12 protein-coding genes and 1 pseudogene are annotated in these 16,369 nt (G+C 65.1%); 8 read left to right on the forward strand and 5 right to left on the reverse strand.

The features are described 5' to 3' along the window. Positions 1-95 precede the first annotated feature (95 nt). Both clpA and clpS read right to left on the reverse strand, forming a co-directional pair. Positions 96-2,396 carry an ATP-dependent Clp protease ATP-binding subunit ClpA gene (gene clpA / locus HWX14_RS31725; protein ID WP_034186321.1) on the reverse strand — a complete coding sequence of 767 codons (2,301 nt, stop codon included), beginning with the start codon at positions 2,394-2,396 and terminating at the stop codon, positions 96-98. Beyond that, the gene (gene clpS / locus HWX14_RS31730; RefSeq protein ID WP_006398529.1) at positions 2,393-2,707 is read right to left on the reverse strand and encodes an ATP-dependent Clp protease adapter ClpS; all 315 of its coding nucleotides are present in this window, start codon (positions 2,705-2,707) and stop codon (positions 2,393-2,395) included. Before clpS ends, clpA begins: the two co-directional genes overlap by 4 nt. Before the next feature lie 545 nt (positions 2,708-3,252). Here clpS and HWX14_RS31735 point away from each other — a divergent pair. Further along, a complete protein-coding gene (locus tag HWX14_RS31735) occupies positions 3,253-3,456 on the forward strand; it encodes a cold-shock protein (RefSeq protein ID WP_006478030.1) in 204 nt (67 codons plus the stop codon). Between the two features lie 181 nt (positions 3,457-3,637). Here the strand turns inward: HWX14_RS31735 and HWX14_RS31740 are convergent, their stop codons facing one another. Continuing rightward, the gene (locus tag HWX14_RS31740) at positions 3,638-5,245 is read right to left on the reverse strand and encodes a multicopper oxidase family protein (protein ID WP_175886154.1); all 1,608 of its coding nucleotides are present in this window, start codon (positions 5,243-5,245) and stop codon (positions 3,638-3,640) included. Between the two features lie 621 nt (positions 5,246-5,866). Between HWX14_RS31740 and HWX14_RS31745 the strand changes: the two genes are divergently transcribed. Continuing rightward, positions 5,867-6,091 carry a hypothetical protein gene (locus HWX14_RS31745; RefSeq protein WP_069248666.1) on the forward strand — a complete coding sequence of 75 codons (225 nt, stop codon included), beginning with the start codon at positions 5,867-5,869 and terminating at the stop codon, positions 6,089-6,091. A 123-nt stretch (positions 6,092-6,214) separates the two neighbouring features. Here the strand turns inward: HWX14_RS31745 and HWX14_RS31750 are convergent, their stop codons facing one another. Continuing rightward, the gene (locus tag HWX14_RS31750; protein WP_175886155.1) at positions 6,215-8,443 is read right to left on the reverse strand and encodes an NADP-dependent isocitrate dehydrogenase; all 2,229 of its coding nucleotides are present in this window, start codon (positions 8,441-8,443) and stop codon (positions 6,215-6,217) included. A 280-nt stretch (positions 8,444-8,723) separates the two neighbouring features. After that, complete coding sequence (gene icd / locus HWX14_RS31755) at positions 8,724-9,980, reverse strand: NADP-dependent isocitrate dehydrogenase (RefSeq protein WP_039368210.1); 1,257 nt, start codon at positions 9,978-9,980, stop codon at positions 8,724-8,726. Between the two features lie 275 nt (positions 9,981-10,255). Between icd and HWX14_RS31760 the strand changes: the two genes are divergently transcribed. The 6 genes and pseudogenes from HWX14_RS31760 to HWX14_RS36680 form a co-directional block, all read left to right on the forward strand. Next, the gene (locus HWX14_RS31760; protein WP_006490892.1) at positions 10,256-10,834 is read left to right on the forward strand and encodes a pseudouridine synthase; all 579 of its coding nucleotides are present in this window, start codon (positions 10,256-10,258) and stop codon (positions 10,832-10,834) included. 281 nt (positions 10,835-11,115) lie between these two features. Then, positions 11,116-11,331: a hypothetical protein gene (locus HWX14_RS31765; protein WP_011352970.1), complete on the forward strand. Its 216-nt coding sequence runs from the start codon at positions 11,116-11,118 to the stop codon at positions 11,329-11,331. Between the two features lie 160 nt (positions 11,332-11,491). Continuing rightward, complete coding sequence (locus tag HWX14_RS31770; RefSeq protein WP_175886156.1) at positions 11,492-11,992, forward strand: DUF192 domain-containing protein; 501 nt, start codon at positions 11,492-11,494, stop codon at positions 11,990-11,992. A gap of 242 nt (positions 11,993-12,234) precedes the next feature. Continuing rightward, entirely contained in the window at positions 12,235-14,346 is a 2,112-nt protein-coding gene (gene fusA, locus HWX14_RS31775) for an elongation factor G (protein WP_175886157.1), read from the forward strand. A 161-nt stretch (positions 14,347-14,507) separates the two neighbouring features. After that, entirely contained in the window at positions 14,508-15,518 is a 1,011-nt protein-coding gene (locus HWX14_RS31780) for a HoxN/HupN/NixA family nickel/cobalt transporter (RefSeq protein ID WP_175886158.1), read from the forward strand. A gap of 290 nt (positions 15,519-15,808) precedes the next feature. Further along, positions 15,809-16,369: pseudogene (locus HWX14_RS36680) on the forward strand (hypothetical protein); the annotation flags it as partial.

The following is a 16,369-nucleotide window of genomic DNA, read 5'->3' on the forward strand; positions in this document are numbered from 1 at the left end:
CACTCCCCTGCCCCACCATCGCGCCGCCGGCGCCGGATAAAACGAAACGGCGCGGAGAACTTCCCGCGCCGTTCGCATGAACAACGAATTATCGCTTACTCGACTTCGACCGTCTCTTCGTTCGGCTTGTGCGGCGGATTCGCCAGCTTGTCGAACGACAACTGCACCTTGTCGTTTTCGTCGACGTCGACCGTCACGTGCCCGCCGTTCAACAGCTTGCCGAACAGCAGTTCGTCGGCCAGCGCGCGCCGGATCGTGTCCTGGATCAGCCGCTGCATCGGCCGCGCGCCCATCAGCGGGTCGAAGCCGTGCTTCGCGAGATGCTTGCGCAACGCGTCGGTGAAGAGCGCGTCGACCTTCTTCTCGTGCAGCTGTTCCTCGAGCTGGATCAGGAACTTGTCGACCACGCGCATGATGATTTCCTCATCGAGCGAGCGGAAGCTGATGATCGAATCCAGGCGGTTGCGGAACTCCGGCGTGAACAGACGCTTGATGTCGGTCATCTCGTCGCCGGTTTCGCGGCGCGTCGTGAAGCCGATCGTCGCCTTCTGCATCGACTCGGCGCCCGCGTTCGTCGTCATGATGATGATGACGTTGCGGAAATCCGCCTTGCGGCCGTTGTTGTCCGTCAGCGTGCCGTGGTCCATCACCTGCAGCAGCACGTTGAAGATGTCCGGATGCGCCTTCTCGATTTCGTCGAGCAGCAGCACGCAATGCGGCTTCTTCGTGACGGCTTCGGTCAGCAGGCCGCCCTGGTCGAACCCGACGTAGCCCGGCGGCGCGCCGATCAGCCGGCTCACCGCATGACGCTCCATGTATTCCGACATGTCGAAGCGGATCAGCTCGATGCCGAGCGTGAACGCGAGCTGGCGCGCCACTTCGGTCTTGCCGACGCCCGTCGGGCCGGAGAACAGGAACGCGCCGATCGGCTTGTCCATCTTGCCGAGGCCCGCGCGCGCCATCTTGATCGAAGCCGCGAGCGCGTCGATCGCCGGATCCTGGCCGAACACGACGCTCTTCAGGTCGCGATCGAGCGTCTGCAGCTTGCTGCGATCGTCCTGCGACACGCTTTGCGCGGGCACGCGCGCGATCTTCGAGATGATTTCCTCGATCTCGCTCTTGCCGATCGTCTTCTTCTGCTTCGACTTCGGCAGGATGCGCTGCGCGGCGCCCGCTTCGTCGATCACGTCGATCGCCTTGTCCGGCAGATGACGGTCGGTGATGAAGCGCGCCGACAGCTCGGCCGCGGCCGACAGTGCGCCCGACGAATACTTGACGCCGTGGTGCTCCTCGAAGCGCGACTTCAGCCCGCGCAGGATCGCGACCGTCTGCTCGACGCTCGGCTCCGTCACGTCGACCTTCTGGAAGCGCCGCGACAACGCCGCATCCTTCTCGAAGATGCCGCGATACTCGGTGAAGGTGGTCGCGCCGATGCACTTGAGCGTGCCCGACGACAGCGCCGGCTTCAGCAGGTTCGACGCATCGAGCGTGCCGCCCGACGCGGCGCCCGCGCCGATCAGCGTATGGATTTCGTCGATGAACAGGATCGCGTGCGGACGCTCCTTCAGTTCCTTCAGCACCGTCTTCAGACGCTGCTCGAAATCGCCGCGATACTTGGTTCCCGCGAGCAGCGCGCCCATGTCGAGCGAATACACCTGCGCGTTCGCGAGGATGTCCGGCACTTCGCCGCGCGTGATCCGGTACGCGAGGCCTTCGGCGATCGCGGTCTTGCCGACGCCGGCTTCGCCGACGAGCAACGGATTGTTCTTGCGGCGACGGCACAGCACCTGCACGACGCGCTCGACCTCGGGCTCGCGACCGATCAGCGGATCGATGCGGCCGTCCTTCGCCATCTGGTTCAGGTTCTGCGTGAACTGCGCGAGCGGCGTTTCCTTCTGCGCATTCGCGTCTTCGCTTTCCGCGTTCGCGTCGGTCGACTTCGCGGCTTCGCCGTTGTTCGTCTTCGCGATGCCGTGCGAAATGAAGTTCACCACGTCGAGGCGCGTCACGCCCTGCTGCTGCAGGTAGTACACGGCGTGCGAATCCTTCTCGCCGAAGATCGCGACCAGCACGTTCGCGCCGGTGACTTCCTTCTTGCCGTTCGACGTCGACTGGACGTGCATGATCGCGCGCTGGATCACGCGCTGGAAACCGAGCGTCGGCTGGGTATCGACATCGTCGGTACCCGGGACGGTAGGTGTGTTGTCGTGGATGAAATTGCGCAGGTTCTGACGCAAGTCCTCGATGTTGGCCGCACACGCGCGCAACACCTCGGCTGCCGTCGGATTATCCAGCAGGGCCAGCAGCAGGTGCTCGACCGTAATGAACTCATGGCGCGCCTGGCGTGCTTCCATGAACGCCATGTGCAGGCTGACTTCCAATTCCTGGGCAATCATGCTTCCTCCATCACGCACTGCAGCGGATGCCCTGCCTGCCGCGCATGGGTAACGACTTGCTCAACCTTGGTCGACGCGATGTCCCGCGTATAGACCCCACAAACCCCTCGCCCTTCGCGATGGACCTTCAGCATGATCTGCGTGGCCGTCTCGCGATCCTTCTTGAAATACTCCTGGACCACCATCACGACGAACTCCATCGGCGTGAAGTCGTCGTTGAGCAGCACCACCTTGTACATCGAAGGCGGCTTGAGCTTCTGCTGCTTGCGTTCCAGGACGGTACTGTCCTGCTTGTCCGGGATAATCGCCATACACCCATTCTAAACAACTCGGACAGGCCCGCAATCCTGCCATTACCCGACCGACCGGCCGGCGCCCTCCCCGGTATCCCGGAACACGCGCTCATCTTCGCGCCATACGAAAGCCGGCTGCGGTGCCGGCTTTCACGCATGGCGCGGAACACGAACCGTCAGGGGGAATCGCACCGGAACGTCGTGTCCGCATCCAGTATCCCACAAGCCGGGACGACTCGAACGCGTGTCACTCGAGCCTGGTATATGAGCCGATTATGCGGCTTTTCAAGCCCCCGCGCTTGGCCGCATGCTGCAAAGCAAAGCCGGAAAAACCCTGAAAATGGGTTCTTTACAACGACCCTCTAAACGTCGAAAAATTCCACTTGACACTCCAATAAAGAGCGCCAACAATCAAGCTGGCACTTTTTTCAATTTGCCGATTGGCGAAACGAGAGAGGCCGAGGTGAGCTTGTGAGGGGGGAACGACTGTATTTTCAGTCGTTTAGCTTTTCGAGCGTGCTCGTGGTAAGTAGCAGCGACTGTGTGACAGGGGAAGTAGGAAAATGGCAACTGGTATCGTTAAGTGGTTCAACGACGCGAAGGGCTTCGGTTTCATCACTCCCGACGAGGGCGGTGAGGATCTGTTTGCGCACTTCTCGGCTATCACCATGAATGGCTTCAAGACGCTGAAGGAAGGCCAGAAGGTGAGCTTTGACGTCGTTCAAGGACCGAAGGGCAAGCAAGCGTCGAACATCCAGGCCGCATAAAGGCATCGGATATCGGACGAAGAAACCCGGCGCACAGCGCCGGGTTTCTTTTTTTGAGGCCGGCCAATCGATTATCGATTGGCCGGCCTTTTCGTTCAATCCCGTTAATTGAACACGTATTGTCTCGTCGCGTGCGCAGATCGCGTATCGATCCCGCACGTGAAACATATTCGCTGCTTCGTTACACGACCTTCAGCGTGCCCATCATGCCGAGATCCTCGTGTTCGAGAATGTGGCAATGAAACATGCGCTCTCCGGGCATGTCTTGCGTGACGAGCATCGACACGGTTTCGCCGCTGCGCACGTTCACGGTATCGCGCCACGCGCGGAACGGCTCGCTCGTGCGCGTACCGTCCGACGCGCGTTCGATCACCTGGAACTGCGTGCCGTGCAGGTGGAACGGGTGGTCCATGTCGGTCGTATTGCGGATCTCCCAGCGCTCGACGTCGCCGCGGCGGCTCGTCAGCGTCGCGCGGTGCGGCGCGTAGGTGTCACCGTTGATCGTGAAGCGCATGCCCGCCGGGCGGCCGTGCGCGCCGCCCTTCATCATCGCGTCCATGTCCATTTCCTCGCCGAACGCGACCGTCTTGTGCGCGACCGGTTCGCCGAGCGGCGGCACCGCGCGCAGCGTGGCCGGCAGCGCGCGGGCCTCGGCGGGCGCAAACGCGACATCGGCCAGCGCCAGCGCCGGATCGGGCGGCAGGCTGCCGTGGCCGTCGTCGTGGGACATCGCCATCTTGCGGCGGTCGTACTCGGCCGCCTGCAGCACCGCGCGCGACACCCGGTCGCCGGCGCGCACCAGCAGCTCCGCGCGCTCGCCCGGGGCAATCAGCAGCGACGTCACGCGCCGCGGCGCGTCGAACAACCCGCCGTCGGTGCCTGCGTGCTCGAATGCGCGGCCGTCGTCGAACGCGATGCGCAGGTAGCGCGCGCTGCACGCGTTCCACACGCGCCAGCGTTCGTCGCCCGCGACGTCGAGGCGCGGCCGGCGCGCGCCGTTGACCAGCACGAACTGGCCTTCGCGGCCGTTCATCCAGTCCATCATGTCGTTCGGCGCAATCGTGCCGTCGCGTGCCAGCTTCAGGTCCGACACGAACAGGTGGCGCTCGGGCCAGCCGGCCAGCGGATCGTCCGCGGCGCGCACGACGAACGGGCCGGCCAGGCCGCGGAACACCTGCTCGGCCGTCATCATGTGCGGATGCGGGTGGTACCAGTAAGTGCCGGCACTGCCCTTCGGCAGCGTGAAGCGATACACGCGCGACGCGCCGGGCGCGACGGGATCGGACGGGTTGCCGTCCTGGTCGGGCGGCACGGGCAGGCCGTGCCAGTGAATCGTCGACGCCTGCGGCAGCTTGTTCACGAACCGGATCTCGACCGTATCGCCCTCGCGCACGTCGATCAGCGGGCCGACGACGGGCCCTTGCGTGCCCGCGCCGAACTGCCAGAACGTCGTCGGCCGCGCGCCGCGCAGCAGCGGTCGCGCCACCGGTTGCGCGACCAGCGTGGCCCGGAACGTGCCGGGCTCGCGGCTTTCGTTGGCCAGCGTGCGCAATGTCGCGAGCGGCGCGCCGGCCGGCAATGCGTCGGCGGCCGCGAGCGCCGCCGGCGCGGGCTTGGCGTGTTGGGCGTGCCCCGACATCCCTGACATACCCGACATGCCCGGCATGTCGTCCATCGAATCCATGCCGGCCATGCCCGCGTGACCGGCATGCTGCGCCCACGCAGTGCGCGCGAACAGCGACGCGGCCGCGACGCCGATGGCGTGCGACAGGAAGGTTCTCCGTCTCATCAATCGATCCTCGTTGTTCATGCAGCGCCACGCGACAGCCGCGGCGGTCGCGTCATCATAACCGCAGGGCCGGATCGAAAGACGCCGCCGCCGGGCGGGCGGCGATACGCCGCAGCACGCGACTGCTGCCGCGCCGGGCGCCACGCCACGCGGCATCGCCGAACGACGCCGTGCCTCGCTTCGGCTGGCCGCTCCATTCGCCTCTTAGCCCATCCCCTGCACCATCCGGGCGACCGCTTTGCGCCTTCCACCCGATCTCGCACTCATGTCCGTGGAATTGCCACTTCGCAAAACGCCGATTTTTCACGATGCGGAACAAGTCTCTGCGTTATAAAAATTCGTGGTGCAGGGCACAAATTTCGCGTTTCGCGATGCCGAAAAACGTTCCGCAATACAAAACGACGAAAGTAATTACTTGTTTTTGAAGGGGAATTTTTGTTTCGAGAAGCCGTTCTACACGCACCATCCGAGCAGGTCGCGGACGTAGACTTTGTTCCATGCACTGACGCTTCGCCACGACGTTCGATACGGAATCCGGCGCAAGCAGCCAGTCGGGCCATAGCCGGCCGAGCCGGCAGGCGGCACAACAGAATCGCTTGTGATCAGAAAGGGAGAACGGAAATGAAGGGATTTCGCTTTGGTTCAGCGCTCGGGTCGTTCTATATCCTGCCGGCAAACGGCGGCTGGGAAGCGACGTTCGGCAACGCTTCGCTCGGCGCGTTCTCGTGCCCGGAAGTCGCCGCCGACCATATCTCTCGCGGCGACTGCGCACAGCCGTCCGAACTGGACACGGCTACGCTGGAAGTGCCGGACGAAATCGCCGAATGGGAAATCGTTCACGTCTGAATGACGCCCCTGCAACAAAAAACGCCCCGGGCGACCGGGGCGTTTTCATGTTCGCCGGGACGGCGAGCCGCGAGGCCCGCCGTATCGGCTGTCGCAGTCGCTCGCGCGATGGCGCGGCCGGCGTCACGCGACCGCGTCGACGATGCCGTTCAGCGTCGCGCTCGGGCGCATGGCCTGGCTCGTCAGCTCGACGTTCGGACGGTAGTAGCCGCCGATCGCCTGCGGCTTGCCTTGCGCGGCCGCCAGTTCTTCCAGGATGCGCGCCTCGCTGTCGGACAGCGCCTTCGCGACACCCTCGAACTGCGCCTTCAGCGCGGCGTCCTCGGTCTGCTCGGCCAGCGCCTGCGCCCAGTACAGGCACAGGTAGAAGTGGCTGCCGCGGTTGTCGAGGCCGCCGACCTTGCGCGCCGGCGACTTGTTCTCGTCGAGGAACTTGCCGGTCGCCTGGTCGAGCGTCTTCGCGAGCACGACTGCCTTCGGGTTCTGGTACGCGTTGCCGAGGTGTTCGAGCGACGCGGCCAGCGCGAGGAATTCGCCGAGCGAATCCCAGCGCAGGAAGCCTTCCTCGACGAACTGCTGCACGTGCTTCGGCGCGGAACCGCCCGCACCCGTTTCGAACATCCCGCCGCCGGCCATCAGCGGCACGATCGACAGCATCTTCGCGCTGGTGCCGAGTTCCATGATCGGGAACAGGTCGGTCAGGTAGTCGCGCAGCACGTTGCCGGTGACCGAGATCGTGTCCTTGCCCGCGCGGATGCGCTCGAGCGAGAAACGCGTGGCTTCCACCGGCGTCATGATGCGGATGTCGAGGCCGTTCGTATCGTGATCCTTCAGGTAGCGTTCGACCTTCGCGATGATCTGCGCATCGTGCGCGCGCGCCGGATCGAGCCAGAACACGGCCGGCGCGCCGGTCGCGCGGGCACGGTTGACCGCGAGCTTGACCCAGTCCTGCACCGGTGCGTCCTTCGTCTGGCACATGCGCCAGATGTCGCCCGCCTCGACCGCATGCTCGAGCAGCACGTTGCCGGCTTCGTCGGTGACGCGCACGACGCCGTCCGCCGGGATCTGGAACGTCTTGTCATGCGAACCGTATTCTTCGGCCGCCTGCGCCATCAGGCCGACGTTCGGCACGCTGCCCATCGTGACCGGATCGAACGCGCCGTGCTGCTTGCAGTCCTCGATCACGGCCTGGTACACGCCCGCGTAGCAGCGGTCCGGAATCACGGCCTTCGCGTCGTACAACTGACCGTCCGGGCCCCACATGCCGCCCGAATCGCGGATCATCGCCGGCATCGATGCGTCGACGATCACGTCGCTCGGCACGTGCAGGTTCGTGATGCCCTTGTCCGAGTTGACCATCGCGAGGCGCGGGCGCACCGCGTACTCGGCCTTGACGTCGGCTTCGATCGCTTCGCGCGTGTCGGCCGGCAGATCCTTCAGGCGCGCGTACAGGTCGCCGATCCCGTTGTTCGGGTTGAAGCCGACCTTCGCCAGCACGTCCGCGTGCTTCGCGAGCGCGTCGCGGTAGAACACCGACACGAAGTGGCCGAACAGGATCGGGTCCGAGACCTTCATCATGGTCGCCTTCAGGTGCACCGAGAACAGCACGCCCTGCGCCTTCGCGTCGGCGATCTGCGCGTCGATGAAGCTGCGCAGCGCGTTGCGGCTCATCACCGACGCGTCGATCACTTCACCGGCCTTCACGGCCGTCTTTTCCTTCAGCACCTTCTTCGCGCCGTCGGTCGTCGTGAGTTCGATCTTCACGCTGCCGGCATCGGCGATCAGCGCCGACTTCTCGCTGCCGTAGAAGTCGCCTTCGGTCATGTGCGCGACGTGGGCCTTCGACGTGGCCTTCCACGCGCCCATCTTGTGCGGATGCTTGCGTGCGTAGTTCTTGACCGACAGCGGTGCGCGACGGTCGGAGTTGCCTTCGCGCAGCACCGGGTTCACCGCGCTGCCCTTGATCTTGTCGTAACGCGCCTTGACGGCCTTCTCTTCGTCGGTCGACGGATCTTCCGGATAGGCCGGCAGCGCGTAGCCCTGCGCCTGCAGTTCGGCGATCGCGGCCTTCAGCTGCGGCACCGATGCGCTGATGTTCGGCAGCTTGATGATGTTCGCTTCCGGCTTCAGCGTGAGCTGGCCCAGTTCGGCCAGATCGTCGGAACCCTTCTGCTCCGACGGCAGGACGTCTGCGAATGCCGCGATGATGCGGCCGGCGAGCGAGATGTCGCGCGTTTCGACGGCAACGCCGGACGAACGCGTGAAGGCCTTGACGATCGGCAGCAGCGAGTAAGTCGCGAGCGCCGGCGCTTCGTCGGTGAGGGTGTAGATGATCTTGGGCGAAGTGGACATGGTGGTCAAAGCATTGCTACGTGATTAGGGGACTGAGGAGCGCCGGCGGTAACCGGCGGGGAGCGACCGGGTCGATCGCGAAAGGGGCGCCGGCTCAGCCGGGCGGTGGTGTTGCGAGGGCCGTCATGTTCTACCTTGCAGGGCTTCCGGGCCGCTTCGCGGCGCCGCGGCCCGCATGCCGGACCACCCTGCCAACAAACCTGCCATCCACGAAACGCTCCGGCGCCGGCAGTCAGCGCCGGGGCGGCCGGCAACCTGCCGGCCCACCCCGGAAGGGGTCTTACATGTTCTCGATCAGCACTTCGCCAAAGCCGGAGCACGACACCTGCGTCGCGCCTTCCATCAGGCGCGCGAAGTCGTACGTGACGCGCTTCTGCAGGATCGACTTCTCCATCGCGGCGATGATCGTGTCGGCTGCTTCCGTCCAGCCGAGGTGGCGCAGCATCATTTCCGCCGACAGGATCTCGGAACCCGGGTTCACGTAATCCTTGCCTGCGTACTTCGGCGCCGTGCCGTGCGTCGCCTCGAACATCGCGACCGAATCCGACAGGTTCGCGCCCGGCGCGATCCCGATGCCGCCGACCTGCGCGGCCAGTGCGTCGGAGATGTAGTCGCCGTTCAGGTTCAGCGTCGCGATCACGTCGTATTCGGCCGGGCGCAGCAGGATCTGCTGCAGGAACGCGTCGGCGATCGAATCCTTGATCACGATCTCGTTGCCCGTCTTCGGGTTCTTCACGCGCATCCACGGGCCGCCGTCGATCAGCTCGCCGCCGAATTCCTTCTGCGCGAGCGCATAGCCGGCGTCACGGAACAGGCCTTCCGTGAACTTCATGATGTTGCCCTTGTGCACCAGCGTGACCGACTTGCGATCGTTGTCGATCGCGTACTGGATCGCCTTGCGCACGAGCCGCTCGGTGCCTTCGGTCGACACGGGCTTGACGCCGATCCCGGAGGTTTCCGGGAAGCGGATCTTCTTCACGCCCATCTCGTCCTGCAGGAACTTGATCACCTTCTTCGCCTGCTCGGAGCCCGCGGCCCATTCGATGCCCGCGTAGATGTCTTCCGAGTTCTCGCGGAAGATCACCATGTCGATCTTCTGCGGCTCGCGCACCGGCGACGGCACGCCCTTGAAGTACTGGACCGGGCGCAGGCACACGTAGAGATCGAGCTCCTGGCGCAGCGCGACGTTCAGCGAACGGATGCCGCCGCCGACCGGGGTCGTGAGCGGCCCCTTGATCGACACCACGTATTCCTTCAGCACCTGCAGCGTCTCGTCCGGCAGCCACACGTCCGGACCGTACACCTTGGTCGCCTTCTCGCCCGCGAAGATCTCCATCCAGTGGATCTTGCGCTGGCCCTTGTACGCATGCGCGACCGCCGCGTCGACGACCTTGATCATGACCGGCGTGATATCGAAGCCCGTACCGTCGCCTTCGATATAGGGAATGATCGGCTGATCGGAAACGTTGAGCGAGAAGTCCTTGTTGACGGTGATCTTGTCACCGCCCTCCGGAACCTTGATGTGCTGATACGGCATGATCGACTCCAGTGACGTGGCTGAGCAGGTGATGCTGGTCGAAACTGCGCGCGCGGCGGGGGCGCGGCATGGCCACCCCGTGACGGCAACAGCGAGCCGCTATTCTAGCGCCCCAACCGGGCACTTCGGCGCGAACCGCGGCACTGCGTATCAAGACCTTACTTATGTCTTATATAAGACAGAGGACTTGCCGTTCCGTATTATGCATTAAGATTCCGCCATTTGCCATAGACCGCCCGCCCGCTTCCCCGCAGGGGCGCCGCAGAAGCCCCGCCATGAACCTGATCGCCCTCAACAAGCCGTTCGGCACCATTTGCCAGTTTTCCGCGCACGAGACGCGGCCGTCGCTCGGCGACTGGGTAAAAACGCCCGGCGTGTACGCGGCCGGCCGGCTCGACGCGGACAGCGAGGGGCTGCTGCTGCTCACCGACGACGGCGCGCTGCAGGCCCGCATCGCGGAGCCGCGCCACAAGCTGGTGAAGCGCTACTGGGCGCAGGTCGACGGCGCGCCGGGGCCGGCCGACCTGAAGGCGCTCGCCCGCGGCGTCGACCTCGGCGACTACGTGACGCGCCCGTGCCGCGCCGAATTCATCGAGCCGCCCGACACGCTGTGGCCGCGCAACCCGCCGATCCGCTACCGCGCCGCGATCCCGACCACGTGGATCGAGCTGGCGATTACCGAGGGCAAGAACCGGCAGGTGCGCCGGATGACGGCCGCCGTCGGTTTCCCGACGTTGCGTCTGGTGCGCGTCGGCATCGGCGCGCTCGATATATTCGCGCTCGGCATTGCACCCGGCGAAACGATCGCCTTGCCGCCGCGCGCGCCGTGGGACGGTTTCGCGCCCGCCGGCTGACGAATCCGGGACGCGCGCATTTTTCGTCGTCTTTTTCGTCAACCGCCTGCGGAGATCGTGCGTTAAACCACGCAGATGCCAACCTTAGCTATCCGGCATTGGCAGCCGAACCCGTGTTTGCGTCACGAAAGCGACGTTTTATTCGAATACGATTCGGCGCCCGCAGCGCAAAGAGAAATTTCTCGAAGCGTCTGTCAACCGAAAGGTGGATGGCACCGTTAGACGACATGACTCCTATTGCCGGGTCATTTGGTTAATTAACTAAAGCTGAGGAACACAACATGAACAAACTGATCGCCGCTCTGGTCGCTGGCCTCTTCGCAACGGCTGCTTTCGCACAAGCTTCGGCTCCGGAAGCTGCTCCGGCAGCAGCAGAAGCTGCTTCGGCACCGGCTAAGCACGCTGCCAAGAAGCACCACGCTGCCAAGAAGCACCACAAGGCATCGAAGAAGGCTGCAGCAAGCGACGCAGCAGCACCGGCAGCTGCTTCGAACTAAGTAAGCTGGCTGTAATAACGCAGTCAAGAACACGCAGTCTTGCCGTTCTTACGGCGTTGAAAGGCAGATCACCGCAAGGCGATCTGCCTTTTTCTTTTTTGTGCCCGCCGGCGCGCATCGCGTACCATGCGGGTCTCGTTTTCCAGACAGGAGCCATGCTGTGTCATTCTCCCTGCGCCCGTCGCTCGGCCGCCTTGCGCGCGCCGTCGTGTTTCCCGCCGCGCTCGCCGTCTTCGCACTCGGCATGCAGGCCGCCAGCGCGCAAGTGCCGCCCGGCGCCAAGCAGCCGAGCGAGTTCCCGCGCGTGAAGCTGCGCGCCGGCATGTACGTGATCGACGCGGCCGTCGCCGCGAACGACGCCGACCGCGAACAGGGGCTGATGTACCGTTCGCAGCTCGCGCCGAACGAAGGCATGCTGTTCGTCTTCAACGAGAACGCCGTGCACTGCTTCTGGATGAAGAACACGCTGATTCCGCTGTCGATCGCGTTCATCCGCGCGGACGGCACGATCACCGACATCGACGAGATGCGCGCGGAAACCACCGACAACCACTGCCCGCGCAACAACGGCGTCTATGCGCTCGAAATGAGCAAGGGCTGGTTCGCCGCGAAGGGCATCAAGCCCGGCATGAAGCTCGACGGCCTGCCGCGCGCCCAGTAACGGCGACGGCCCGCGCGGCGGCATCGCGCCGCGCGCACCGACCGAAAGCCGGCCGCCCCGTCATTTCTGTCGGGCGCCGGCTTTTTTTGCGCCCGCCCGCGGCGCCCGCCTTGATTCGGCAGGCGCTGCCCGCATCTGCAAAAGCCACGGACAAGCGCTATCCTTTAAATCTCGCTAGTTCCAGCCCGGGCCGGCACCCAATCAGCCGGCCCGCTTACGATCCGAACCACCAGGAGGTTCACGTGCCCCGCAAAACCCCCATCGAGCGCTATCGAAATATCGGGATCAGCGCTCACATCGATGCCGGCAAGACCACGACGACCGAGCGCATCCTGTTTTACACCGGTGTGAGCCACAAGATCGGTGAAGTGCACGACGGCGCGGCCACGATGGACTGGATGGAGCAGGAGCAGGAACGCGGCATCACGATCACGTCGGCGGCGACCACCGCCTTCTGGAAGGGCATGGCCGGCAACTATCCGGAACACCGGATCAACATCATCGACACGCCCGGGCACGTCGACTTCACGATCGAGGTCGAGCGCTCGATGCGCGTGCTCGACGGCGCGTGCATGGTCTACGACTCGGTCGGCGGCGTGCAGCCGCAATCGGAAACCGTGTGGCGCCAGGCGAACAAGTACAAGGTGCCGCGCATCGCGTTCGTCAACAAGATGGACCGGATCGGCGCCGATTTCTTCCGCGTGCAGAAGCAGATCGGCGAGCGCCTGAAGGGCGTCGCCGTGCCGATCCAGATTCCGATCGGCGCGGAAGATCATTTCCAGGGCGTCGTCGATCTCGTGAAGATGAAGGCGATCGTGTGGGACGACGAAAGCCAGGGCGTGAAGTTCACGTACGAGGACATCCCCGCGAACCTCGTCGAGCTCGCGCACGAGTGGCGCGAGAAGATGGTCGAGGCGGCGGCCGAAGCGAGCGAGGAACTGCTCGAGAAGTATCTGCACGACCATGAATCGCTGACCGAGGACGAGATCAAGGCCGCGCTGCGCCAGCGCACGATCGCGAACGAGATCGTGCCGATGCTGTGCGGCAGCGCGTTCAAGAACAAGGGCGTGCAGGCGATGCTCGACGCGGTGATCGACTACCTGCCGTCGCCCGTCGACGTGCCCGCGATTCTCGGCCACGACTTCCACGATCCGGAGAAGCCGGCGGAACGTCATCCGAGCGATGACGAGCCGTTCTCGTCGCTCGCGTTCAAGATCATGACCGACCCGTTCGTCGGCCAGTTGATCTTCTTCCGCGTGTATTCGGGTGTCGTCGAGTCGGGCGACACGGTGCTCAACGCGACGAAGGACAAGAAGGAGCGGCTCGGCCGGATCCTGCAGATGCACGCGAACGAGCGCAAGGAAATCAAGGAAGTGCGCGCGGGCGACATTGCTGCTGCGGTCGGCCTGAAGGAAGCGACCACCGGCGACACGCTGTGCGATCCGGCCAAGCCGATCATCCTCGAGAAGATGGAATTCCCGGAGCCGGTGATCTCGCAGGCCGTCGAGCCGAAGACGAAGGCCGACCAGGAAAAGATGGGCCTCGCGCTGAACCGTCTCGCGCAGGAAGACCCGTCGTTCCGCGTGCAGACCGACGAAGAGTCCGGCCAGACCATCATTTCGGGGATGGGCGAGCTCCACCTCGAAATCCTGGTCGACCGGATGAAGCGCGAGTTCGGCGTCGAGGCGACGGTCGGCAAGCCGCAGGTCGCGTATCGCGAAACGGTGCGCACGACGGCGGCCGACGTCGAGGGCAAGTTCGTCAAGCAGTCGGGCGGGCGCGGCCAGTACGGCCATGCGGTGATCACGCTGGAGCCGAACCCGGGCAAGGGCTACGAGTTCCTCGACGAGATCAAGGGCGGCGTGATTCCGCGCGAGTTCATCCCGGCCGTCGACAAGGGCATCACCGAGACGCTGAAGAGCGGCGTGCTCGCGGGCTACCCGGTCGTCGACGTGAAGGTGCATCTGACGTTCGGTTCGTACCACGACGTCGACTCGAACGAAAACGCGTTCCGGATGGCCGGCTCGATGGCGTTCAAGGAAGCGATGCGCAAGGCGAAGCCGGTGCTGCTCGAGCCGATGATGGCGGTCGAGGTCGAGACGCCCGAGGACTTCATGGGCAACGTGATGGGCGACCTGTCGAGCCGGCGCGGCATCGTGCAGGGAATGGAGGACATCGCGGGCGGCGGCGGCAAGCTGGTGCGCGCCGAGGTGCCGCTCGCGGAGATGTTCGGCTATTCGACGTCGCTGCGTTCGGCCACGCAGGGCCGCGCGACGTACTCGATGGAGTTCAAGCACTACGCGGAAACGCCGGCGAACGTGTCGGAAGCCGTGATCAACGCGAAGACGAAGTAAGGCCGCTCGCTCGCGCCCTGGCGCATGCGCTCAAAGCCCGTCCGGTTCCGGACGGGCTTTTTTCTTTCGGCGCGCATCGCGTTCGCGGCTTTTTGATCGGCGCGCCGAGCTTTTTTTCGCGTGCCACAATGGATGGCGAATCGTCAGATGGAACCCGCCCGATGCCGCCCACCCCTGCCCTGCGCCGCCTGCTGACCCTCTATGCCGGCCTGATCGCCGCGAACGTCGCCGTGTGGCTGTGGGCGCTCGCGGTGCTGCGCGACCATCCGCTGCTGCTCGGCACCGCGGCGATCGCGTACGGGCTCGGGCTGCGTCATGCGGTCGACGCGGATCACATCGCCGCGATCGACGTCGCGACACGCAAGCTGATGCAGGACGGCCAGCGTCCGGTGAGCGTCGGCCTGTTCTTCTCGCTCGGTCATTCGACGATCGTGATCGCGGCGACACTCGGCATCGCGCTGACCGCGTTCGCGCTGCGCGACCGGTTCGATGCGTTCCGCGAAATCGGCGGCACGATCGGCACGGCGGTATCGGCCACGTTCCTGCTGGTGCTCGCGTGCGTGAACCTGATGATCCTGCGCGACGTGTGGCGACGCTATCGCGGCGCATCCGGGCACCCGCACGACGGCGCGCACGACCATCGTCCCGCCGGACTCGTGTCGCGGTTGCTGCGCCCGCTGTTCCGGTTCGTGTCGAAGAGCTGGCACATGTATCCGGTCGGCGTGCTGTTCGGGCTCGGTTTCGATACTGCAACCGAAATCGGCCTGCTCGCGATCGCCGCCGCGCAGGCGAGCCAGGGGCTGCCGGTCTATACGGTCATGCTGTTTCCCGCGCTTTTCACCGCCGGCATGACGCTGATCGACTCGACCGACAACGTGCTGATGATCCAGGCCTACGGCTGGGCGATGGACGATCCGCAACGCAAGCTGCTCTACAACGCGAGCATCACGTTCGTGTCGGCGGCCGTCGCGCTGGCGATCGGCGGGATCGAGGCGGCCGGCCTGCTGGCCGACAAGCTGTCGCTGACGGGCCCCGTGCGCGACACGCTCGATGCGCTCGGCGAACGCTTCGGCTCGATCGGCTACGGCATCGTCGCGCTGTTCCTCGTCTGCTGGATCGCATCGATCCTGTTCCACCGCTGGCAACGCGCGGCCGACGCGCCCGCGCGCTGAACGACGCGCCGACGTTTCATTCCGGAAACAAAACGCTCCCCAACGACGTTGCATGCGTGGTCACGCGACTGCGCCCGCCTTGCGCCATGGGCCCGCGCGGCCGATGGCACGAATCTCGCAGATAGGGATTCGCACGGCGGGCCCGCGTGCCGATCCGCGTTCGCGGCTGGCGTCAAGCGCCGGCCCGAAGGCCATCGGCCGACGATAGGACAACGAATCTTTCAAGCCCCCCTGCACCACACGTAAATAGTCGCGCGGCAACGAGGCATCGCGCGCATGGGGAGGCCATGATGCATAAAACGAAACAACCGTTCCGCGCGGCGGGACGGCGCCCTCGTGCAACCTTGCTCGCCGCGGCCGCGTTTGCGTGCTGCTGCTCGTATGCGGTCGCACAGAACACGACGCCTGACGCCGCGCCCGACGCGACCGCCAGCGCGGACACCATCATGACGCTGGTCGAGAACGCCTCGCCGTGCGCCGCCAATCCGGCTGCGTGCGCGGTGCACGTTTATGCCGGCCGGGGCGTCGGTAATGGCGGCGCCGGGGCGAGCGGCAGCGGCAATGGGAATGGCAGTGGCACCGGTAGCGGGAACGGGAACGGCAGCGGCGGGAACAATGGAAACGGCGCCGTCGGACCTGCCGGTGTCGGCGGAACGACAGGTGGTACCTCAGGCAGTACGAGCGGCACGGGCCGCGGAGGCAATGCGTCCGGCAACGGTGGTTCAGGTGGCGGTACGTCGGGTGGTGGTACCTCGGGTGGCGGTACTTCGGGTGGTGGTACTTCGGGTGGTGGTACTTCGGGTGGCGGCACTTCGGGCGGCAGCACTTCGGGCGGCGGTACTTCGGGTGGC

Source organism: Burkholderia sp. BCC0044 (assembly GCF_902832955.1).
GTDB lineage: Bacteria > Pseudomonadota > Gammaproteobacteria > Burkholderiales > Burkholderiaceae > Burkholderia.

Coding starts and splice junctions, on each gene's coding strand:
- clpA (WP_034186321.1), bottom strand. CDS start 2,396: ATGATTGCCCAGGAATTGGAAGTCAGCCTGCACATGGCGTTCATGGAA.
- clpS (WP_006398529.1), bottom strand. CDS start 2,707: ATGGCGATTATCCCGGACAAGCAGGACAGTACCGTCCTGGAACGCAAG.
- HWX14_RS31735 (WP_006478030.1), top strand. CDS start 3,253: ATGGCAACTGGTATCGTTAAGTGGTTCAACGACGCGAAGGGCTTCGGT.
- HWX14_RS31740 (WP_175886154.1), bottom strand. CDS start 5,245: ATGAGACGGAGAACCTTCCTGTCGCACGCCATCGGCGTCGCGGCCGCG.
- HWX14_RS31745 (WP_069248666.1), top strand. CDS start 5,867: ATGAAGGGATTTCGCTTTGGTTCAGCGCTCGGGTCGTTCTATATCCTG.
- HWX14_RS31750 (WP_175886155.1), bottom strand. CDS start 8,443: ATGTCCACTTCGCCCAAGATCATCTACACCCTCACCGACGAAGCGCCG.
- icd (WP_039368210.1), bottom strand. CDS start 9,980: ATGCCGTATCAGCACATCAAGGTTCCGGAGGGCGGTGACAAGATCACC.
- HWX14_RS31760 (WP_006490892.1), top strand. CDS start 10,256: ATGAACCTGATCGCCCTCAACAAGCCGTTCGGCACCATTTGCCAGTTT.
- HWX14_RS31765 (WP_011352970.1), top strand. CDS start 11,116: ATGAACAAACTGATCGCCGCTCTGGTCGCTGGCCTCTTCGCAACGGCT.
- HWX14_RS31780 (WP_175886158.1), top strand. CDS start 14,508: ATGCCGCCCACCCCTGCCCTGCGCCGCCTGCTGACCCTCTATGCCGGC.